This window comes from Nocardia sp. NPDC003482 (assembly GCF_053588115.1).
This window is the reverse complement of record NZ_JBSFPI010000001.1, coordinates 558488-578310: the sequence shown is the minus strand read 5'-3', so window position 1 is coordinate 578310 and position 19823 is coordinate 558488. Positions and strand designations below refer to the sequence as shown.

The window sequence follows — 19823 nt, the reverse complement described above, 5'->3', positions numbered from 1 at the left end:
ACCCTCGTTCTATCTGCGGAAAATCATCGAGCCGGTGGCCTTGTCGAAGGCGTCGAGCAGGAAGCCGACCTCGTCGTCGGTGAGCACGGCCGGGGGCGTCAGCCGCAGCACCCGGTCGGAGTTGAGCGACAGGTTCGCGATGACGCGGTGGGCGACGAGTTCGACCAGCAGGGCGCCGGTCAGTCCGGGGTCGGGCAGTTCCACCCCGAGCAGCAGACCCCGCCCGCGCACCCGGTAGTCGTGCGCGGCGAGGTTGCGCGCGGCGATCTCCTCGATCCCGGCGCGGATCCGCTCGCCGAGGATCGCGGCCCGCGCCACGAGCCCGTCCTCGGTGATCGCGCGCAGCGCCCCGCACACCGCCGCCATGGCGATCGGCGCGGCGGAGAAGGTGGAGGTGTGCAGGAACGGGTCGCGGTCCAGCGCCGCGAACACCTCGGGCGCGGCCACCGCCGCCGACACCGGCAGCACGCCGCCGCCCAAACCCTTTCCGGTGAGCAGGATGTCGGGCCGCACCCCGGCCTCGGCGCAGCCCCACCACGCGCCCAGCCGCCCGAGGCCGGTCTGGATCTCGTCGAGCACCAGCAGCGCGCCGTACTCCGAGCACAGCGCGCGCACGGTCGACAGGTAGTCCGGCGGCGGCACCACGACCCCGCCCTCCCCCTGGATCGGTTCGACGATGACGCAGCAGTCGCCGGGGGCGCGTTCCAATTCCGTTGCCAGCGCGGCGGAATCGCCGTAGGGCACGCTCACCGCGCCGGGCAGCAGCGGGCGGAACGGGTCCTGGAAGGTCGGGCGCGCGGTCACCGACAGCGCGCCCATCGTCTTACCGTGGTAGCCGCCGATCGTCGAGACCAGCCGGGGGCGGCCGTTGAGCCGGGCCAGTTTGATCGCGGCCTCGACCGCCTCGGCGCCCGAGCAGGCGAAGTACACGTGATCGAGCCCCTCGGGGGTCACCTCGGTGAGCGCCCGCGCGGCGCGGGCGGCGGTGGGCTCCAGGAACATTCGGGTGCCGACGGGATGGGTGCGCAGTTGCCGTTCCACCTCGGCGACGACGGTGGGATGGCCCGCGCCGGTGAGGAATACGCCGTATCCGCCCGCGTTCAGGTACGTCTCGCCGTCGCTGGTGGTGACCCAGGCCCCGGCCGAGGCGACCTCGACGTGGCCGCCGAGCATGGCGGCGAGCCGGGCCCGGCCGCTGGACAGCGACCGCCGGTACGTCGTTGCGACCCAATCGGTTTCGGTGGTTTCGGTGCTTTCCGGGGTCATCGCGGGCCGCCTATGCCAGCCGCAGCACGTCGCCGCGGAACGCCGCGGCCAATGCCGCGTGCGCCGAGACCCGCGAGGGCGGATGGTAGACCACGCAGCGGCTCGCGGTGGCCAGGTAGCCGACGTCCGGATCGCCGAGGAAGCCCATGCCGCCGATCGCCTCGAGGGCCAGCGCGACGGCGTCGGTGATGGCGTCCTGGGCGCCGTAGCGCGCGGTGACTGCGGTGGTCAGCAACGCGTTGTCCGCGGGGGCGCCGACCAGGCGATGGGCCACCGATTCCAGCAGCAGCGCGGCGGTTTCCAGCCGGACGCCGAGCCGGGCGAGCAGGTCGCCGCCGCGCCGGATGTCGGCGAACGCGCGCTCGGCCAGGGCGCTGGCGATGCCGAGATAGCAGGAGGTGATGAGCATTTCGAACCAGATGAACCCGACCGTCTGCAGGGCGTCGATCTCGCCGCGGTCGCCGAGCGTGGCCGGGATGAGCAGCCGCTCGTCGACGAACACGTCGGTGAGCCGGACCTCGTCGCTCTCCGCGCCCGCGAGCACCTCGGCCCGCCAGAACGGATGGACCGAAATGCCCTGCGCGGCAGCGGGAATCAGCATCAGCATCAGTTCGGTGCCGCCGTCGGCGGCCGGGACCGACACGCTCGCGCTGAACAGATCCATCGACCGGGACAGGCTGCACGGCTTCTTCGCGCCGGTGACCACGATGCCGTCGTCGACGCGCACGCCGGTCATGGTCGGGGTGAGGATGCCCTGGCCCGGATTGCCCTCGGCGAATCCCGAGGCGACGAGCAGGTTCTGGTCGGCGATGGCGGCCAGCAGCGCGCGTTCCTCCGGACCGGGTTGCAGGGTGTCCGAGGCCGCGAACAGGCTGGCCAGCGAGAAGTGGTGCATGGCCGTCGCGACGGCGAGCGAGGGCGAGGTCGCGCCGATCGCGCGCAGGACCTGGATCGCGTCGCGCGGGCCCGCGCCCAGTCCCCCGTACTCGGCGGGGATGAGCAGTCCCGGACCGCCGCTGCCGCGGAACAGTTCCAGACCGGGATTGCCGGGCCGTTCGCGTTCGGCCAGCGGCTGGTCGGCCAGTTTGTCCAGCAGGCCGGGCAGCAGCGCGTCGCAGCGCTCGCGGGCCTGGTCGAGGGTGTACATCAGGACTCACCTCCGGGGACGGATTCGGCGCCGGGCACGATCGCCGGTGTGCCCGAACCGGATTCGGCGATCGCCACGGCCTGCAACCGGGTCGTGCGCAGCATGGGGTAGTTGGCCTCGCCGAAGACGCCGCCGGTGTCGCCGGTGCCGCCGTGGGTGGGCAGCGGCGCGAGGAAGCCCATGTGCGAGTCGTTGATCTTGAGCACGCCGCCGTTGTTGACCTCGGCGACGAAGCGGTCGATCACGGCGGGGTCGGTGGCCCACAACGAGTTTCGCAGGCCGTAGGTGTTGGAGTTGACGAAGTCGACGATGTCGTCGAGCAGCCGCTCGTCGCTGTCGGCGGCGGGCACCACGATCGGCAGCAGCGGGAAGAAGGTCTCCTCGCGGACCGCGTCGATCTCCCGGGCGCCCGCGAGCCCGTCGACGCGAACGACGGTGGGCGCCAGGAAGAATCCGTGTTCGTCGCGGTTGCCGTCGAAGTCGATGCCGTGCCCGCCCGCGACCACCCGCGCGCCCTTGGCGACGGCGTCGGCGAGGCAGCGGCGGTAGCCGTCCTGCCGCAGCACCGGCGAGAGCAGCACCCCCGGTTCGTCGGGGCGGCCGGGCCGAATATCGGTGACGCACCGGGCGATCAGCTCGATCAGGCGGTCGGCGACGGCCGGGTGGACGAGGACCTGGTTGGGCAGCATGCACACCTGACCGGAGGCGTAGAAGCTCTCGGTCAGCACCCGGGCCGCGGCGGGCAGGTCGGCGTCGGACCAGACGGTGACCGCGTCGTTGCCCGCCAGCTCCAGGATCGGCTTCTTGCCCGCGGCCACGCACTCCCGCTGGTAGCGCAGCCCGCTCTCCACCCCGCCGACGTGGATGAGGTCGGCCACGTGCGGGCTGGCGAGCCAGGCGGCGAGGATCGGGGCGGGCTGCCCGCACACGACGTTCAGCGTGCCGGGCGGGGCGCCGACCTCGTCGAGGGCGGGCGCGATCACCTCCCGCATGGCGTACATGACCCCGAGCGGTACGGTGCGCGGGGCGCGCATCACCACCGTGTTGCCCGCCATGACGGCCGAGGCGAACACCATCGCTCCGGTCATGGGCGCGTTGGCCGGCGGGTTCACGCAGACCACGCCGTCGGGCTGGCGGCGAATGATGATGCGCCGCCCCGCCCTCCGGGTCTCCCACCACAGTTGGCCGCGCAGGTAGTCGCGGGCCTCGGGGCCGTAGGCGTCGATGACCGAGGCCACCTCCCAGCGGGCGAGCTCGCGCGGATGGCCCTCCTCGACCATCAGGTGCTCGATCATCTCGCGGTGTTCGAGGAGTCCGGCGTGGATACGGTCGCCGAGGGCGTCGAAGCGGACCGCCAGTGGCGCCGAACGCCATCGGGCGAAGGCGGCGGCCGCCGCGGCCACGGCGTCGTCCACCGCGGCGGCGTCGGCGACGGCGACGCGGCCGACCACCGCGTCGGGCAGTTCGGCGGGGACGGACGGGTCGCCGCGTTCGAGGCGGCGTTTGAGTTTGAGCATGGCGAAGGAGTCGTCGATGATCGCGGCGGCCGACAGGACGTACACCCAGTGCTCGCCGTCGACGTCCTTGCCCCCGATGTAGCTGCCGTACGAAGCGATGCCGTGCTCGGTGATGCTTGCTGTCATGGCGGTGGCGCTCCTCTGCTCGGATGCGCCCAGTCTGGGCGGCGGCGTTGACACGGCGATGAAACCGCCGCGCGCGCCGTCTCATCCGAATGTCAGACCCGGTGTCGCACACTGCTTCTCGTGACCGCACCAGACGCCCTCCAGCCCACCGGCCTCGCCGCCGCGGTCGAGGTGCTGCGGGCACACGGGGACAATCCGAGCGCGTTCCTGGCCCTCAACCGGGACAAGGAGCGGTTCACCGTGCCGGGGATCGACGGTTTCGTCGCCTACCGCCGGGTGGGCCGCTACCGGGTCCAGTTCGGTGGGCCGTTCGCGGCGCCGCCGGACCGGGAACGGCTGCTGGCGGCGTTCCTCGCCGACACCCGCGCCGCCCGCCGTCGCGCCATGGCGGTACAGGTCGGCGCGGACGACGCGGAACTATATGCGGCGCAAGGATTCTCGGTCAATCAGCTCGGCGCGTCCTACGCGCTTGAGCTGCGCGACTGGTCGCTGAGCGGGAAAAGGTTCGTGCGGCTGCGCAACAAGATCTCCCGAGCCCGCCGTGCCGGGCTGCGCGTCGAGGAGGTGGACGCGACGACCTATGCCGCGGCCCTCGCCGCCATCGACGAGCGCTGGCTCGCGGGCAAGGGCGCGAAACCGCTGACGTTCACCGTCGGTGAGATCGGCGGGCCCGCGCAGGCGTGGCGGCGGCTGTTCCTGGGGCTGATCGACGACGAGCCGATCGGCTACATCTCCTACGCGCCCGCCTACGGGTCGCGGCCGGGCTGGCTGCACGATCTGAGCCGCCGGGTACCGCAGGCCCCGCCGGGGGTGATGGAGGCGATCAACCTGACCGCCGTCGAACGCTTCCGCGAAAGCGGTTCGCCCTGGCTGCATTTCGGCTTCACCCCGTTCACGGGGCTGGCCGAGGAGTTCCGCACGACCAGCGCGAGCGGGCCCGCGACGGCCCTGCTGCGGGCGGTGCAGGACCGCGGCGGGCTGCTGTATCCGGCGCACAGCCAGCTCGACTACAAGCTGAAATGGTTTCCCTCGGTGACGATTCCGGAGTACGTGGCCTTCCGCGGCCGGATCGCGCCGGGGGCCGTGCTCGGCTTCCTGCGCGCGATCAACCTGTTGTGACCTCCGATCGAGGAAGGGTACCCGAAGCGGCCCAACGGGGTCCGGAGTCATCCGGACGGGTCCACGCCCTCGCAGGTTCGAATCCTGCCCCTTCCGCACACCTCGCCATCCCTCGTCCGTCCGTCCGCAGGAGGATTCGCATGGACCCCATCGACACCACGTCCCGTCCCGCCGACCCCGGCTCGCTGTGCGGTCAGGTCGGTCCGATCCGGACCGGCGACGCCGCCCGCGGGCGCCGCCCCAGTCTGCTCTCGGCGGGGATATTCGGTGCGGCGCAACGCTTTCCGAGAATTCGGCGGGCGGTGTGGGGTTCGGTCTACAACACGCTGGCGACCAAGGACCCCACCGGGCGGATGCTGTTCATGAACCTCGGCTACAGCGACGGCGCCGACGAGCTGGAGCTGCGGTCGGTGGACGAACCGCACCGCTACCCCATCCAGCTGTACGCGCACACGCTGGCGGGCCTGGACCTGACCGGCAAGGACGTGCTCGAAGTCGGCTGCGGGCGCGGGGGCGGCGGCTCCTACGTGCTGCGCTACCACCGGCCGCGCTCGTATGTGGGATTGGATCTGGCGGCCAACGCGATCGCGTGGTGCCGCCACCAGCTGCGCGACGAGCGGGCCACCTGGATCCAGGGCAGCGCCGAGGCGATCCCGCTGCCCGCGGCCTCGGTGGACGTGGTGGTCAATGTCGAGTCCTCGCACACCTATCCGTCGGTTCCGGCGTTCTTCGCCGAGGTGTTCCGGGTGCTGCGGCCCGGCGGCGCGGTGGCGTTCGCGGATCTGCGTACGCCGCAGGCGATTCCGGAGCTGGAACGCGCCATGGACGACGCGGGGCTGCGCCGGGAGTCCCAGCACGTGATCAGCGCGCAGGTGCTCGCCGCGCTGGACCGGGTGACGCCGTTGCGGGAGAAACAGATTCGCGACGACGTGCCGCCGATGCTGCGCGGCGCGTTCCGGGATCTGGTGGCGGTGCAGAACTCGGTGATCTACACCCAAATGGCCACCGGCGCGCGCGGTTACCTGGTGTACCGGCTGCGCAAACCGGCCGACGCCGGGTGATACGGGCCGCCGATCATCGCGTGGACCAGGGTGCGCAACCCTGGTCCGGGCGCGACACCCAGTTCGTCGCGCAGCAGCCGGTCCGCGCGCTGATACGCCTCGACCGCCTCGGCGTAGCGGCCGAGGCGTTGCAGGGCGTCGACGAACTGTTCGTGGAACCGTTCGTCGAGCGGATCGTCGGCGATGAACGCGGGTGCGGCGAGCGCGACCTCGCGCGGGCGGCCCGCCGCGAGCCAGGCGTCGAGCAGCGTTTCCCGCGCCACCGCCCGGACGCGATGCAACTCGTCGGCCAGCGCGGCCAGCCGCGGCCCGTCGGCGGTGTCGGCCAGCGCGTCGCCGCGCCACAGCCCCAGTGCCTCCTCGAGCATCGCCGCCACCACCGACGGCGTGCCGATGCCGCGCGTCCCGCCCCGATCGGCCAGTGCCAGCGCGCGATCCACGGCCGCGGTGAAGCGGGTCGCGTCGACGGCCGCGGGGTCGATGTGCAGGCGGTAGCCCGACGGCAGGGTCTCGAGCACGCAGCCGCGGCCGTCGTCGGCGAGCCAGCGCCGCAGCCGGGCGACGTGGGCGTGCAGGGCGTTGGTCGCGTTCTTGGTGGTGCCGCACAGGCCGAGTTCCTCGATCAGCTCGTCGCGCCGCGCGAACCGGTCGGTGCCGAGCGCGAGCAGGACGAGGATGCCGCGGAGTTTGGCCCCCGCCAGCGGCGTCTCGACGCCGTCGGCGGCCAGCCGCAGTGGACCCAGCACCCCGATCTCGGTGAGCGCCATGGCGTTTCACCCGATCCGGGTCGCGACGCTCGCCCGGGCGAGGGTGGCGCCGGTGGCGTCGTGGACGGTCGCGACGATGCGCGCGCTGACGCCGTCGTGCTCGACGACGCGGCCGCGGATCTCGATCATGAGCCCGTCGCGGTCGTCGGGGACGACGGCGGGGCGGCTGAATCGCAGGTCGTAGCAGTCGAATTCGGCGCCGGTCCAGTCCGCGAGCGCGCGCCCGGCCAGCGCCATGAGCAGCATGCCGTGCGCGATCACGCCGGGCAGTCCCTTGGCGGCGGCGACGCGGTCGCTCCAGTGGATGGAGTTGAAGTCGCCCGAGGCGCCCGCGTAGCGGACCAGATCGCCGCGATCGATGCGATAGGTCCGGGTGGGCAGCCGCAGGCCCGGTTCCAGGGTGGCGGTCATTCCCCCGATTCCTTTCCGGCGGCGCCGAATCGCACGAGCAGCCGGGTGCGCACGGTGACCCGTACCTCGTCGGCGACGCGCAGTTCGGCGCGGATGTCGAGGCCGAGCACGCGCGTCCCGTCGGCCGCGGTGGTGTCGCGTTCGCGGTCGGCGCGCACCACGCAGCGCACCGCGTCGCCCGCGCACAGCGGCCGGTGGTAGTCGAAGCGCTGTTCGGTGTGCAGCACCGCGTCGGTGGCGCGGTCGATGCCGACCTCGTCGAGCGCGGCCTCGATGAACGGCAGCAGCGGCACCATCGCGAAGGTGGGCGGCGCGACCAGGCCGGGATGTCCGGCCGCGCGCGCGGCGGCGACGTCGTGATGGACGGGCCCGAGTTCGCCGATGGCGCAGGCGAATTCGCGGACCTTGCCGGTGGTGACCTCGATCGGTTCGTCCGGCGCGGGGACCCGGACGGGCGCGGAGACGGTCATCGCCGCTCCCACTGTGACCGCCACCACCGCTGCCCGAGCGAGGGCAGGGTGCGGATCGGATCGTAGAAGGGGTAACGACGGGTGAGGACGTCGGCGCCGTCGCCGTCGACGCCGGTGCGATAGTTCTTGGTCCAGTACGAGATTCCGCGCACCCGGTCGTAGTGGGCGACCTGGTGCACCCAGCGCTTGCCGACATAGGGGACGTCGCAGACCAGCCGGGGCGTCGCGAAGCCCGGCAGGTAGCCCATGACGGCCTCCTGCAACTGCTGGGCCTCCCACAGCGCGATCCGCCAGTGCTCGGCGTGCGGGATCATGTCGCACATGTAGAAGTAGTAGGGCAGCACGTTCGCCGAATCCTGGAGGGCGAAGCTGAGATCGAGCAGATCGTCGGCGGTGGTGTTCACCCCGCGCAGCAGCACGCCCTGATTGCGGACGTCGCGGACCCCGGCCTCGAGCAGGGCCCGGGACGCGGCGGCCACCAGCGGGGTCACCGACTGCACGTGATTGATGTGGGTGTGCACCGCGAGATTGACCGCGCGGTCGGCGGCGGTGCGGGCGACGCGGGCCATGCCCTCGCGCACGCCGGGGCGCAGCCAGTGCTGCGGCAGCCCGGCCAGCGCCTTGGTGGCCAACCGGATGTCGCGCACGCTGTCGATGGCGAGCAACCGCTCCAGGAACGACTCCAGTTGCGGCCAGGGCACATTCGCGACGTCGCCGCCCGACACCACCACGTCCCGCACGCCCGGGGTGGCGCGCAGGTAGTCGAGGATGCGGTCCTGGCGGTCGGCCGGGCGCAGTTCCAGCCGCGTCTTGGCGACGGTCGGGGTGGAGTTGCCGACCAGATCCATGCGGGTGCAGTGGCCGCAGTACTGCGGGCAGGTGGAGACCAGTTCGGCGAGCACCTTGGTCGGGTAGCGGTGGGTCAGGCCCTCGGTCACCCACATCTGCGCCTCGTGCAGCGAATCGCGTTCGGAGTACGGGTGCGAGGTCCACCGCGGGTCGCGGTCGCTGTGGATCGGCAGCATGTAGCGGCGGATCGGATCGGCGACGAACGCCTCGGTGAACGCGCGCTGCCCGCCCGCCCCGCGCGGCACCATGGTGTTGAGCATCTGCGGGGGCAGCAGCATCGACATGGTCGCGAAGCGTTCGTGGTCGGCGGCGAGGTCGGCGTAGAAGCTCTCGGCCAGCAGCGTCCCGGTGACCGCGCGCAGCTGGGCGCTGGTCTTGACGCAGTGCGCGCGCTGCCACTGCGGGTCGTGCCATTCGGCTACGCCCACCCCGGCCCAGCCCGGGAAGCGCCGCCAGTCCGGTTCGACGAGTTCGCGGCGGGTGTAGCGGTAGGGCTGGTCGGTCGCGGCGAGGTAGCCGCCGCGGCGTAGATCGGTGAGCGTACTCATTGCAGCACATCCTGTTCGGTGGCGGCCCGCGCGGCGGCGGGCGACAGTTCGGCCGCGGCGCGGCGGCCGGAGCGGATCGCGCCCTCCATCAGGCCGAAGAATTCGAGGCTGGTCTCGGTCCCGGCCCAGTGCACCCGGCCGTGCGGAACGGTCAGCCCCGGCCCGAGCCGCGACCAGTCCCCCGGGCCGAACAGCGCGGCGTAGCAGCCGCGGCTGTATTCGGCCGAGACCCAGTCGGTGATCACGCAGCGGTCCGGTTCGGGCAGCGCCGGGAACAGCGCGCGGGCGTGCGCCAGCACCGCGGCCCGCTGCTCGGTGGGCGGCAGCGCCGCGAACGGCCGGGCCTGGGCGCCGGTGACGAATCCGGTGAGCACCCCGGCGGAGCCGTCGGCGGGCGAATCGTCCACGGTCGACAGCAGCGGCCCGCGCGTGGAGATCGACCAGCCCGACAGGCCCGCCGCCCGCCACAGCGGCGCCGGATACACCAGGTGCGCCTTGACCGCGCAGCCGCGCCCGGTCACCGATGTGGCTCGGGGCGTGGGCAATTCGGGCCGGTAGGTGAGCGCGTCGGCGAGCAGCGGCGGGATCGCCACGATCACCGCGTCGGCGCGCACGGCCACCGCGCCCGCGGGACCGTCGCAGCGCACGGTGACCCCGGTGTCGTCCTGGTCGACCGCGCGCGCGGCGTGGCCGAGCCGCAGTGCGGGACCGAGATCGGCCGCGAGCGCCTCGCACAGCCGGTGCGCCCCGCCGTCCACCCGCCACTGCTGCGCGCCGCCCTCGAAGGCGTTGAGGTAGCGGATGCCGCCGCCGGAGCGCAGATAGAAGGCCATGTGCAGCACGGAGATTCGCGCCGGATCGGCGGCCATCATCTCGCCTAGGAACAGCGGGAAAAAGGTGCGGGCGTCCGGGTCGGACAGCTGCTCGGCCGCCCAGTCCGCGACGGTCGTGCGATCGGCGCGCGCGGCGTCCGCGCCCCGCCACGGCCGCTCGGGATCGATGCCGTCGACCAGCGCCGCCAGCCGGTCGAACAGATCGCCCAGCGCCACGGCGCGCAGCGGCGGCACCCGGCCCGCGGTGGTGACCCGCCGGCCGTCGACGAGAAACGTACTGCGCCCGGACATCTCGGTCGCCGCGGTGCCGAGCCCGTGCGCGGCGAGCGCGGCCAGCAGCGCGGTGTGCCGGGCGCCGAGGTAGGCGGCCCCGGCGTCGACCGCGACGCCGGGCGCGACGGGGATGCCGCGCACCCGGCCGCCGACCCGGTCGCGGGCCTCGAGCACGACCACATCCGTTCCGGCCGAACGTAATTCGCGGGCCGCGGTAAGTCCGGCCAGTCCGGCCCCGATCACCGCCACCCGATGCGTGGATCCGCTCATCGCGCCGCCGCCCCCACCTTCTGCGACAGCGCGGCCGCCGACGGCGCCTCGGCGAAGTCCTCGAAGGACAGTTCGGCGCCGAATTCGCGGGCGATCGCGCTGAGCACCCGGGTCGCGAGCAGCGAATCGCCGCCCAGTTCGAAGAAATCGGAGGCCGGTTCGACCTCGCCGGTCTGTAGTACGGTGCGGAAGATCTGGACGATCCGCTCGGCTGTCACCCGCTCACTCCTTGCTCGTTTCGGCGGCCCGCTGCGTCGCGGCCCGGTCCACCTTCCCGCTGGCCGTGTACGCCAGCGCGTCGACGAAACACACTCGGCCCGGGACGAATTGGCCGGGCAGCCGGTCGCGCAGATGCCGGATCAACGCGCGCGGCTCGGCCACCCCCACCGCGTCGGCGCGGCGCACCACGTAGGCGGTGAGCGCGAGATGCCCCCGGCCGCGGTCGCCGACCACGGCCGCGGCGGCCACCCACGGGTGGGCGAGCAGCTGGGCCTCGACCTCGACCGGATTCACCCGCACGCCACGGACTTTCAGCTGGTCGTCGGTGCGCCCGCGCGGGTACACGAACCCGTCGTCGCCGCGCGCCACCAGGTCGCCGGTGTGGAACCAGCGCCGCGCGCCGTCGCCGTGGTCGGCGACGACGAAGGCGCGGGCGGTCTGCTCGGCCGCCCCGAGGTAGCCGGTGGCCAGCGCGGGTCCGGCGACGAGCAGTTCCCCGGAATCGGCGATGTGGTCGCGGACGTGCGCGAGCGGGCGGCCCAGCGGGATGTCGTCGCCGCCGCCGAACTCCGCGCCCGGTCCGGCCAGGCGCGCGGCGTGGGTCACCAGGGTGGTCTCGGTGCAGCCGTAGGTGTTGAGCAGCACGACCGAGTCGGTGCCGAGGTCGCGCCAGCGGCGCAGGCGGGCCGGGTTGATCGCCTCGCCGCCGATCACGATGAGCCGCACCGATTCCGGCAGCCGGGCGCGTTCCTCGTCGAGGTGGAGCACCAGTTCGTGCCACAGCGCGGTGGGCAGGTCGAGCACGGTGACGCCGCGCTCGCCGAGCATCCGCAGCAGGCGCGGGAACGATCCGGCGTACGCCTCGTCGTCCACCACGACCGACGCGCCCGCGGTGAGCGCGGGCAGGATCTCCTCGAAGCAGGTGTCCCAGCTCAACGCGGCGAACTGGAGGACGCGGTCGGCGGGGGTCAGGGCGAATTCGGCGCGCAGCGCCCGCACGGCGGCGGTGAGCGCGCGCCGGGGCGTGATCACCGGTTTGGGGTGGCCGGTGGAGCCGGAGGTGAACAGCAGGTAGGCCGGATCTTCCTCGGAATGCGTTGGCGTGCAGACTGTTTCGCCGTCCGTCAGGGCGAGCGTCTCGACGCCCTCCGGCGCCCGCGATCCGGGCGCGGCGGCCACGACCCGCTCCACCCCGAGCGCGGACACCAGCTGCCGGATCCGGGCGGGTGGGAGCGCGGCGTCGAGGGGACAGTAGGCGACTCCGGCGCACAGCGCGCCCAGCAGATGCGCGAGGGTCTCCGGCGATCGCGACACCAGGATCGCGGCCCGGCGCGACTCCCCGGCCGCCGCCGCGAGTCCGGCGGCGAGCGCCCGAACCCGGTGCGCCAGTTGGCCGTACGTGATCGGCGTGCCGTTGTGCAGGATCGCGGTGCGCGCCGGATGCGCTCGCGCGGTGGCGGTGAAATCGGTGTGGACGTCGGCGGCGTGCGCCACGGTGGTCTCGGTCATGCTCGCTCCTCAACTGGCCTCGAGCCGCAGGGCGCGCTGGGCGCGGGCGGCCTCGGTGGCGGTGACCTCCGAACGCGCGGTGGCCCGGCGCAGGATCGGGGGCGCCATCACCGAGGTCACGATCGCGACGAGCACGAGCATCGTGTACGCCTCCACCCCGAGGACGCCCAGGCGCAGCCCGACCATCGCGATGATCACCTCGATCACCCCGCGCGCGTTCATGCCCGCCCCGAGGGCCAGGCAGTCGGCGCGGCCCAGCCCGCTCAGCCACCCGCCCAGCGCGGCCCCGACGAACTTCCCGACGACGGCGATCGCCAGCACGCCGAGCGCGGCGAGCAGCAGCGGCCCGTGCGCGAGCGCGGCCAGATCCATGCGTAATCCCGCGGTGGCGAAGAAGATCGGGGCGAGCACCGCCATCACGACCGTGTGCAGCGGTGCCAGCCGCCGCAGATCGACGCCGCAGGAGCCGATCAGGATGCCGCACAGGAACGTTCCGATGATCGCCTCGAACCGCATGGCGTGGGTGGCCGCGGCACTGGCGAACAACAGCACGACCGCCGCGCCGACGACCGCGCCCGCGTCGCCGCGCGCCTGCGCCCGGGTGAGCACCACCCGGACCAGCGGCCGCCCGATCAGCACGGTGAACGCCAGCAGCGCCGCCATCGCGCCGACCGAGCCGAGCACGGTACCCGTGCGCACGCCCGTGGTGGCGAGCGCGGACACCACCGACAGCAGCATCCAGCCGACGGCGTCGTCGACCACGCCCGCGGTCATGATCAACTGCCCGACGTCGCGATGGGTCAGCCGCAACTCCAGCAGCGTCTTGGCGATGACCGGGATCGCGGACACGCACACCGCGATGCCGAGGAACGACGCGAACACCCCGGGCCCGGTGTGCTCGGGCCGCAACGGAACCGGCAGCAGCAGCCCGACGCCGACGCCGAGGGCCAGCGGGATCAACAGCCCGCACAGGCTGACCTTCAGCGCCGGACCGACATGGGCGCGAATGTGCCCGGCGTCGATCTGCATTCCCGCGATGCCGACCAGCAGCAGCACCCCCACCTGACCGACGGCGTCGAGCAGATGCAGCTGCACCGGATCGGCGGCGAACAGCCACCGCGACACCGGCGGCGCCAGCGGGAGCAGCACCGAGGGCCCCAGCACCACCCCGGCCGTGAGCTCGCCCACGACGGCGGGCATGCCGAGCCGATTCGCGAGCGCGCCGAGGCCCCGCGCCACCGCCAGCAGCACCCCGAGCTGCACCAGCAGCACGAGCAGGGCGTGGCTGGACAGCGGCGGAATCGGCGCGGCCGCATGGATGTTCATCGCCGCGCGACCGGATGACGACGAACGGTGGAGGCGGTCTGGAACACCAGGCTCACGTTGTGACCGCCGAAGGCGAACGAATTCGACATGGCCGCCGCGATCGGCCGGGCCAGCGCGGTCCCGCGCACATGGTCCAGATCGCATTTCGGGTCGGGGTCGTCGAGATTACGGGTCGGCGGCAGCTGCCCGTGCGCGAGGCCGAGGACCGTCGCCGCCGCCTCGATCGCGCCCGCGCCGCCGAGCAGATGACCGGTGACGCCCTTGGTGGAGCTCACCTTCGGCTGGTCGTCGCCGAACACGTCGCGAATCGCCTTGGCCTCGGCCAGATCCCCGATCCGGGTGCCGGTGCCGTGGGCGTTGAGATAGCCGATGTCGGTGTGCCGTAAGTCGGCGTCGCGCAACGCGATTCGCATGGCGTCGGCGGCGCTGGTGCCGTCCGGGCGCGGCATGACCAGGTGGTAGGCGTCGGTGGTGGCGCCCCAGCCGGTGAGATCGGCGTAGCCGGTGCCGCCGCGCGCGTCGACCAGGTCGGCGCGCTCGACGACGAGGATGCCGCCGCCCTCGCCGAGCACGAAACCGTTGCGGCGCCGGTCGAACGGGCGGCTGGCCGCGGTCGGGTCGTCCCAGCCCGAGGCGAGCGCGCGGGCGTTGCGGAAGCCGCCGAGCCCGGTCGGGCCCAGCGACGCCTCGGTGCCGCCGCAGATCACCGCGTCGGCGTCGCCCGCGCGAATCAGCCGCAGCGCCTCGGCGATCGCGTGCGCGCTGGCCGCGCACGCGGTCGAGATCGTGGCGCTCGGCCCGCGCACGCCGTACTTGATCGCGATGCGCGCCGCGGACATGTTGGGCAGGAAGCCGGCGAACAGGTACGGGCTCACCGCGCCCACGCCCCGATCGTTCTGCACGATCGCCTGCTGTTCGAAGGTCTCCATGCCGCCCGCGCCCGTGGACACGATCACCGCCACGCGCAGCGGGTCGACGTCCTCGCCGATCTTCAGCCCGGCGTCGGCCAGCGCGTCGTCGGCGGCCGCCACCGCCATGAGCGAAAACCGGTCCACCACACCGGCATCCGTGCGCGCGACCACCTCGAACGGATCGATGACCGGGGCGATGCCGGCCGACTCGATCAGTCCGGCCGCGAAATGCCCCTCCGGCGGGCGCACCAGCCCGGAGGACGGCGCGCACACCGCGGTGAAGAATTCGTCGAGCGCGCGACCGACCGGCGTCACCACGCCGATGCCGGTCACCACCGCCCGCGGGGGCGACCCTGCGTCCATGCCGCTGTCTCCTCGCCGTCCGCTTACTTCACGTCCGCCGCGGGCGCCTGCTCGGCGATGCGCGCGGCGACGATGGCGGCGAATTCGTCGAGGGTGGCGGCGGCGAAATCGACCATTTCCTCGTCCTGGAACCGGACGCCGTATTCGTCCTGGAGCCGGACCGCGAGTTCGGCGACGGCCAGCGATTCCAGATCCATACCCGCCGGGCCCAACACCGTTTCGCCGGTGATCTCCGTGGTGTCGTAATTCATCTCGCGGAGGGCGGTGATTATCGATTCACGAATTGTCTCGATCATTTCAGACTCCCGTTTCGTAATTCGAGCACATTCAGTGTCGTTGGGGCCGTGCGGTTTTCGCAATCTGTGTAAATCAGAGCGGGATATTCCCGTGCGGCCGATGGCCGTTCGCGCGGGATCCGCCCGCCAGCGCGGCGGCCAGCGTCGACCGGGTGCGGGCCGGATCGATGATCCGGTCCACCGCGCCCTCGGCCACCGCGCGCGCCAGCCCGCCCGCGGTGGCGCGCTGCTCGGCGACGAGCTCCGCGCGCAGGGCCGCGCGCTCGGCGGGCGGGGCCGCGGCGAGCCGCCGCCGATAGACGATGTCCACCGCCGCCTCCGCCGCCATCACCGCGACCTCCGCGTCGGGCCAGGCGTAGACCGCCGTGGCCCCGAGGGCGCGCGAGTTCATGGCGATGAAGGCCCCGCCGTACGCCTTTCGCGTGATGAGGGTGACCCGGGCGACGGTGGCCTCCGCGAACGCGTGCAGCAGTTTCGCCCCGCGCCGCACCACCCCGCCGTACTCCTGCTCGGCGCCGGGCAGATAGCCGGGGACGTCGACGACCACGACCAGCGGCACCCGCAGCGCGTCGCACATCCGCACGAATCGCGCGGCCTTCTCCGCCGCCGCGGCGTCGAGGCAACCGCCCGCGTGGCACGGGTTGTCGGCCACCACGCCGACCGTGCCCCCGCCGAGACGGCCCAGGCCGATGACGATGTTCGCCGCCCACCCCGCCTGGAGTTCGACCCACGCGCCGTCGTCGAGCAGCGCGCCCAGCAGCGGCCGCACGTCGTAGGCGCGACGAGGGTTGGCGGGCAACAACTCCGCGGGTCCGCGCGGGGGGTCGTGGGCCGCGCCGACCGTGCCGGGCCGGGCGAGCAGGCCGATCAGCGCGCGGGTCTCGGCGTAGGCGGACGCGGCGTCCTCGGCGAGCACGTGCGCCACCCCCGAGCGGGCGTGCGCCTCGACCCCGCCGAGGGTCTCGGCGTCCACGGCCTGACCGGTGGCCGCGCGGACCACATCGGGTCCGGTCACGAAAATCCGTGCGCCCCTGGCCATCACGACCAGGTCGGTGAGTCCGGGCCCGTAGGCGGCGCCGCCCGCCGCCGCGCCGAGCACCAGCGACAGCTGCGGCACCAGGCCGGAGGCGCGGGTCATGGCCGCGAACACGCCGCCGATGCCGTTGAGCGAGGCCACCCCGTCGCCGAGCCGCGCCCCGCCCGAATGCCACACCCCGACCACCGGACATCCGCGACGCACGGCGTGATCGATGGCGGCGACGATCCGGTCGCAGCCCGCCCGGCCCAGCGCCCCGCCCATGACCCGGCCGTCGGTGGCGAAGGCCACGGTCGCCACGCCCGCCACCGCGCCCGTCCCGGCCAGCACGCCCGACTCCGTCGAATCGAGCGAATCATCCAGCAGCCGAAGGGTATTCGCGTCGAACAGCGCGATCAGGCGGCCGAGCGGATGGCGTTCGTCGTCGATGCGCAGCGGCCCCGCCGCCGGCTGTGCGAGCGTCATCAGTCCGGTATCCGTTTCGCGAGTTCGAGCGAGATCCGCGCCCAGCTGTAGGCGCAGCCGCGCGCGAGTTCGGCCATCACCCCGACGCAGTGGTCGGGCGCGGACTCGGTCACCGACAGGCAGTCGCTGGGATCGATGACGTGCAGATGCAGCCACCGCAGCAGTTCCCGGCCGCTCTCGTTGAGCCGCAGCGACGGGTCCTTGCACAGCGCCTGGAGCACCTGCGAGACGTCCACCGGCGGTGGCGCTTCCGGCACGATGGCCTCGGCGAAGCGGTGCTGCTGGTCGACCCGGTTGACGGTGCGCGGCGGCAGCACCGGATCCTCGCCGCGCCGCATCCGGTCGCGCACGTCGCGCACCGTCCCCGGCGACAGTCCGACCGCGCGGGCCACCTGGCGCAGCGACGCGTCGGGACGGGCCTCGATCATCTCCGCGGCCCGGCGGCGGCTGTCCGCCGAGACCAGCGGCCGGGCCCGGCCGTCCGCGCCGATCCGGGTGTTCAACCGCTCCGAATCGGCGGTTGCACAACAACTTCGCAGCACGCCGACGGTGCGCGCGGACAGCCCGGTGGTCTTGGCGATCATCCGGTCGGACCAGTCCGGATGCGTCCGGAGGATGCGGGTGGCCGCCGCGCGCCGCTCGGCCAGCGACAGCGGCAGGCCGTGCCGCACATTGGCCTCGACCGCGAGCACGAAGGCGTGCTCGGCCGGACCGTCGTAGAAGGTGACCGCGATCTCGCTCAGCCCCCGATGCGCCGTGGCCCGCACCCGGTGCACGCCGTCGATGATCCGCATCGAGGGCCGGTGCACGAGAATCGGCGGCAGGTCCTCGCCCACCTCCGCCAGCCGCAGCACGTGATCGGGGTCCTCGCCGCCCAGCCGCGGCGTCACCGATCCGGCCAGCCGCTCGAGCGGCACCATGTCGACCCCGCGGTCGCCGACCACGTGCAGGGCGGCCGCCCGCCGCCCGGGACGGTCGCGCCGCTCGGTGACCCCCACGTCGTCGACGCACTGTTCGGTCTCAACGGCCATATTCGAACCCCTCTCGAAAAATGCCCGATCGCCCGCCCCTCCGCTGGACGGCGATCGTATTCATCGCACGACGAACCTGCGCACTCGTGCGAGGCGATGTGTGCGTGCCACCGCCGCCGGGCGGATCGTGTCCCTGGCGAACCCGGCGGGATTCATGGACCGGCAGGGATCGCCTGCCGAATTTCTACGTTCTCGGAAAACCGTGGCCGAGAAGAACGGCCGATGTCATCGGACGGGTCCACCAGCCTTTCGCCAATCGCGATTCCAATTGATCCAGATATCGCGCATCGCCTGATGCGCGGACCGAACGCTGCGGAACACCTGCTCGTTGTAGTACCGGACGGCCTCGCGGGCGACCACCCGCGCGCTGCCGTTGAAGTACCGCCCGCGCACGTGCGGCGGGCTGAAGTGCTTGCCCCACAACTGGATCGCGTGCATGGGCGGCAGGGTGAAGGTCCCCGCCGGGCAGCGATCGTCCGGATCGAGGGTGCCCCACACCGCGGGCACGAGTCCGCTCGCGCGCAGCGCGTCGTAGATCCGCAGGCAGGTCTCGTCCACCTTGATCTCGCCGTCGCGGTAGGCCGCCATCGCCGCGCACGCCGTGTCGAACAGCTCGGCGAAGTGCGGATTGTCGATGCCCTGCAGGCCGCGGTACGGCGGCTGCTCGAGCGCGTCGAACACCCACGGTCCGGGTTTGCGCTCGTATTCGAGCACGGTCTGGATCTGCGCGTTGGCGCCGTAGAGGGTGGCGATCGTCCAGACCCGGTTCCAGGCGTTCCACAGTTCGAAGTCGTCGAAGGAGGTGTAGGAGTTCGACACCAGCCGGTCGTAGTAGTCGAACATCCGCTTGGTCCAGTGCTGCACGTACTCGAACCGCTCCACCGCGAAGTCGTCGGCGCGCACCGCGTCGATCAGCCGGTGCGCCAACGCGTTCAGCGCCATCACCGTCACCGCGAGCCCGCTGGAGAACAGCGGATCGATGAAGTCGGAGGCGTGCGGCAGCAGGCACCAGCGCGGCCCGATCACCTGCCGGGAGGCGAACTGGCTGCGTCGGCTCGCGACGTAGGGCCGCACCGCGCTGGCCCGCGCGAGCTGGCGCTCGAAATCGGGGAATCGCCGGACGTGGTACCAGAATTCGTCCGCCGCGGACAGGTCCGCGGGCGCGGGGTACCGGTCGATGTCGAGATTGATTCCGACACTGCACAATCGGTTGGTCGACTCGACGTGGTTGTCGAACGGGATCACCCACGCCCAGCCCCCCTCGAACAGGTGGTGCAGGGTGCCCTGCCCGAAGGGGCTGGGCATCTCGTGTTCGCGGCGCGGCGGGACGATCCGGTCGAACGGCTCGACCCCGACGAAGTGGCTGAAGATGGTGCGCGAGCGGGTGCGGTAGGGCGGATCCACGCGCAGCCCGAGCTGCTCGCCGAGCAGGCTCTTCATCCCGCCCGCGTCGACCACGAAGGATGCGCGGTAGGTCTCGCCGGTGGCGGTGTGCAGCTCCGCGCCGTCGGCGCCGAAGTCCACCCGGGTGACCGGGGTGTGGGTGCGTCCGGTCACGCCGTAGGACAGCGCGACCGCGTAGAGGTAGGCGTCGACGTCCTGGCGGAAGAAGTGCGAATCGGGACCCATCGGCGGACCCCAGGTGGGGTACTGGGTGCATTCGCGCGGCCGGAAGCGTTGTCCCTCATGGTGATACGCGAAACTGAAGTTGCGCTTCACCCCGCAGGCGCTGCTCACCCGGTGCCGCAGATCGGTGTTGTTGGACAGATTGCCGATTTCCGGCACGTCGTAGCGTTTGGCGAGGACCCGCAGCCCGATCGTGGTCTCCGGGACCGTGGACTCGCCGATCGCGAAGCGCGGATGCCCGCCGCCCTCGATCAGCAGCACCCGGACCGCGTGCCGGGCAAGGATGGCGGCCAGCGCGGCCCCGCCGATGCCGCCGCCGACGATCGCGACGTCGTAGCTCTGCTCATTCGGAGATCCCATGAACTTCTCCCGTACGTTATCCCC

At 72.6% G+C, this 19823-nt stretch carries 18 protein-coding genes and 1 tRNA gene; 3 read left to right on the top strand and 16 right to left on the bottom strand.

Going from position 1 to position 19823, the window contains the following annotated elements; all coding sequences use genetic code 11:
- Positions 1-9: 9 nt before the first annotated feature.
- From ACWDSJ_RS02680 to ACWDSJ_RS02670, 3 genes are read right to left on the bottom strand one after another with little or no spacing between them, the layout of a single operon-like run.
- On the bottom strand, positions 10-1266 hold the full coding sequence (locus ACWDSJ_RS02680) for an aspartate aminotransferase family protein (RefSeq protein WP_450028922.1): 1257 nt from the start codon (positions 1264-1266) through the stop codon (positions 10-12).
- A gap of 10 nt (positions 1267-1276) precedes the next feature.
- Positions 1277-2413 carry an acyl-CoA dehydrogenase gene (locus ACWDSJ_RS02675; protein ID WP_450028921.1) on the bottom strand — a complete coding sequence of 379 codons (1137 nt, stop codon included), beginning with the start codon at positions 2411-2413 and terminating at the stop codon, positions 1277-1279.
- Positions 2413-4056, bottom strand: a complete 1644-nt coding sequence (locus ACWDSJ_RS02670) for an aldehyde dehydrogenase family protein (RefSeq protein ID WP_450028920.1) — start codon at positions 4054-4056, stop codon at positions 2413-2415. Before ACWDSJ_RS02670 ends, ACWDSJ_RS02675 begins: the two co-directional genes overlap by 1 nt.
- 120 nt (positions 4057-4176) lie before the next feature.
- On the opposite strand from ACWDSJ_RS02670, the gene ACWDSJ_RS02665 reads away from it, so the two are divergent.
- The 3 genes from ACWDSJ_RS02665 to ACWDSJ_RS02655 all read left to right on the top strand — a co-directional run bounded on the left by ACWDSJ_RS02665 (position 4177) and on the right by ACWDSJ_RS02655 (position 6236).
- On the top strand, positions 4177-5175 hold the full coding sequence (locus ACWDSJ_RS02665) for a bifunctional lysylphosphatidylglycerol flippase/synthetase MprF (protein WP_450028919.1): 999 nt from the start codon (positions 4177-4179) through the stop codon (positions 5173-5175).
- An 11-nt stretch (positions 5176-5186) separates the two neighbouring features.
- Positions 5187-5271, top strand: a tRNA-OTHER gene (locus tag ACWDSJ_RS02660).
- Between the two features lie 44 nt (positions 5272-5315).
- On the top strand, positions 5316-6236 hold the full coding sequence (locus ACWDSJ_RS02655) for a class I SAM-dependent methyltransferase (protein ID WP_450028918.1): 921 nt from the start codon (positions 5316-5318) through the stop codon (positions 6234-6236).
- Here ACWDSJ_RS02655 and ACWDSJ_RS02650 read toward each other — a convergent pair.
- The 13 genes from ACWDSJ_RS02650 to ACWDSJ_RS02590 form a co-directional block, all read right to left on the bottom strand.
- Positions 6194-7003, bottom strand: a complete 810-nt coding sequence (locus tag ACWDSJ_RS02650) for an AfsR/SARP family transcriptional regulator (RefSeq protein WP_450028917.1) — start codon at positions 7001-7003, stop codon at positions 6194-6196. The two genes, ACWDSJ_RS02655 and ACWDSJ_RS02650, sit on opposite strands and share 43 nt — an antisense overlap.
- A 6-nt stretch (positions 7004-7009) precedes the next feature.
- Entirely contained in the window at positions 7010-7414 is a 405-nt protein-coding gene (locus ACWDSJ_RS02645) for a MaoC/PaaZ C-terminal domain-containing protein (protein ID WP_450028916.1), read from the bottom strand.
- Positions 7411-7884, bottom strand: a complete 474-nt coding sequence (locus tag ACWDSJ_RS02640) for an FAS1-like dehydratase domain-containing protein (RefSeq protein WP_450028915.1) — start codon at positions 7882-7884, stop codon at positions 7411-7413. Before ACWDSJ_RS02640 ends, ACWDSJ_RS02645 begins: the two co-directional genes overlap by 4 nt.
- On the bottom strand, positions 7881-9281 hold the full coding sequence (locus ACWDSJ_RS02635) for a KamA family radical SAM protein (RefSeq protein WP_450028914.1): 1401 nt from the start codon (positions 9279-9281) through the stop codon (positions 7881-7883). The genes ACWDSJ_RS02640 and ACWDSJ_RS02635 overlap by 4 nt, the downstream gene beginning before the upstream one ends.
- Positions 9278-10657, bottom strand: coding sequence for a flavin monoamine oxidase family protein (locus ACWDSJ_RS02630; protein WP_450028913.1), 1380 nt, complete (start codon positions 10655-10657; stop codon positions 9278-9280). The genes ACWDSJ_RS02635 and ACWDSJ_RS02630 overlap by 4 nt, the downstream gene beginning before the upstream one ends.
- Positions 10654-10875: an acyl carrier protein gene (locus ACWDSJ_RS02625; protein WP_450028912.1), complete on the bottom strand. Its 222-nt coding sequence runs from the start codon at positions 10873-10875 to the stop codon at positions 10654-10656. Before ACWDSJ_RS02625 ends, ACWDSJ_RS02630 begins: the two co-directional genes overlap by 4 nt.
- A 4-nt stretch (positions 10876-10879) precedes the next feature.
- Positions 10880-12385 carry an AMP-binding protein gene (locus ACWDSJ_RS02620; RefSeq protein WP_450028911.1) on the bottom strand — a complete coding sequence of 502 codons (1506 nt, stop codon included), beginning with the start codon at positions 12383-12385 and terminating at the stop codon, positions 10880-10882.
- Between the two features lie 9 nt (positions 12386-12394).
- Positions 12395-13711, bottom strand: a complete 1317-nt coding sequence (locus ACWDSJ_RS02615; RefSeq protein ID WP_450028910.1) for a cation:proton antiporter — start codon at positions 13709-13711, stop codon at positions 12395-12397.
- Positions 13708-14985, bottom strand: coding sequence for a beta-ketoacyl-[acyl-carrier-protein] synthase family protein (locus ACWDSJ_RS02610; protein WP_450028909.1), 1278 nt, complete (start codon positions 14983-14985; stop codon positions 13708-13710). The genes ACWDSJ_RS02615 and ACWDSJ_RS02610 overlap by 4 nt, the downstream gene beginning before the upstream one ends.
- Before the next feature lie 23 nt (positions 14986-15008).
- Positions 15009-15281 (bottom strand): acyl carrier protein, encoded by a 273-nt coding sequence (locus ACWDSJ_RS02605; RefSeq protein ID WP_450028908.1) that lies wholly within the window; start codon positions 15279-15281, stop codon positions 15009-15011.
- 73 nt (positions 15282-15354) lie between these two features.
- Positions 15355-16782 carry a carboxyl transferase domain-containing protein gene (locus tag ACWDSJ_RS02600; RefSeq protein ID WP_450028907.1) on the bottom strand — a complete coding sequence of 476 codons (1428 nt, stop codon included), beginning with the start codon at positions 16780-16782 and terminating at the stop codon, positions 15355-15357.
- On the bottom strand, positions 16782-17813 hold the full coding sequence (locus ACWDSJ_RS02595; protein ID WP_450028906.1) for a hypothetical protein: 1032 nt from the start codon (positions 17811-17813) through the stop codon (positions 16782-16784). Before ACWDSJ_RS02595 ends, ACWDSJ_RS02600 begins: the two co-directional genes overlap by 1 nt.
- Positions 17814-18038: 225 nt before the next feature.
- A complete protein-coding gene (locus ACWDSJ_RS02590) occupies positions 18039-19799 on the bottom strand; it encodes an NAD(P)/FAD-dependent oxidoreductase (RefSeq protein ID WP_450028905.1) in 1761 nt (586 codons plus the stop codon).
- Positions 19800-19823 lie beyond the last annotated feature (24 nt).

Coding starts and splice junctions, on each gene's coding strand:
- ACWDSJ_RS02680 (WP_450028922.1), bottom strand. CDS start 1,266: ATGACCCCGGAAAGCACCGAAACCACCGAAACCGATTGGGTCGCAACG.
- ACWDSJ_RS02675 (WP_450028921.1), bottom strand. CDS start 2,413: ATGTACACCCTCGACCAGGCCCGCGAGCGCTGCGACGCGCTGCTGCCC.
- ACWDSJ_RS02670 (WP_450028920.1), bottom strand. CDS start 4,056: ATGACAGCAAGCATCACCGAGCACGGCATCGCTTCGTACGGCAGCTAC.
- ACWDSJ_RS02655 (WP_450028918.1), top strand. CDS start 5,316: ATGGACCCCATCGACACCACGTCCCGTCCCGCCGACCCCGGCTCGCTG.
- ACWDSJ_RS02650 (WP_450028917.1), bottom strand. CDS start 7,003: ATGGCGCTCACCGAGATCGGGGTGCTGGGTCCACTGCGGCTGGCCGCC.
- ACWDSJ_RS02645 (WP_450028916.1), bottom strand. CDS start 7,414: ATGACCGCCACCCTGGAACCGGGCCTGCGGCTGCCCACCCGGACCTAT.
- ACWDSJ_RS02640 (WP_450028915.1), bottom strand. CDS start 7,884: ATGACCGTCTCCGCGCCCGTCCGGGTCCCCGCGCCGGACGAACCGATC.
- ACWDSJ_RS02635 (WP_450028914.1), bottom strand. CDS start 9,281: ATGAGTACGCTCACCGATCTACGCCGCGGCGGCTACCTCGCCGCGACC.
- ACWDSJ_RS02630 (WP_450028913.1), bottom strand. CDS start 10,657: ATGAGCGGATCCACGCATCGGGTGGCGGTGATCGGGGCCGGACTGGCC.
- ACWDSJ_RS02620 (WP_450028911.1), bottom strand. CDS start 12,385: ATGACCGAGACCACCGTGGCGCACGCCGCCGACGTCCACACCGATTTC.
- ACWDSJ_RS02615 (WP_450028910.1), bottom strand. CDS start 13,711: ATGAACATCCATGCGGCCGCGCCGATTCCGCCGCTGTCCAGCCACGCC.
- ACWDSJ_RS02610 (WP_450028909.1), bottom strand. CDS start 14,985: ATGGACGCAGGGTCGCCCCCGCGGGCGGTGGTGACCGGCATCGGCGTG.
- ACWDSJ_RS02605 (WP_450028908.1), bottom strand. CDS start 15,281: ATGATCGAGACAATTCGTGAATCGATAATCACCGCCCTCCGCGAGATG.
- ACWDSJ_RS02600 (WP_450028907.1), bottom strand. CDS start 16,782: ATGACGCTCGCACAGCCGGCGGCGGGGCCGCTGCGCATCGACGACGAA.
- ACWDSJ_RS02595 (WP_450028906.1), bottom strand. CDS start 17,813: ATGGCCGTTGAGACCGAACAGTGCGTCGACGACGTGGGGGTCACCGAG.
- ACWDSJ_RS02590 (WP_450028905.1), bottom strand. CDS start 19,799: ATGGGATCTCCGAATGAGCAGAGCTACGACGTCGCGATCGTCGGCGGC.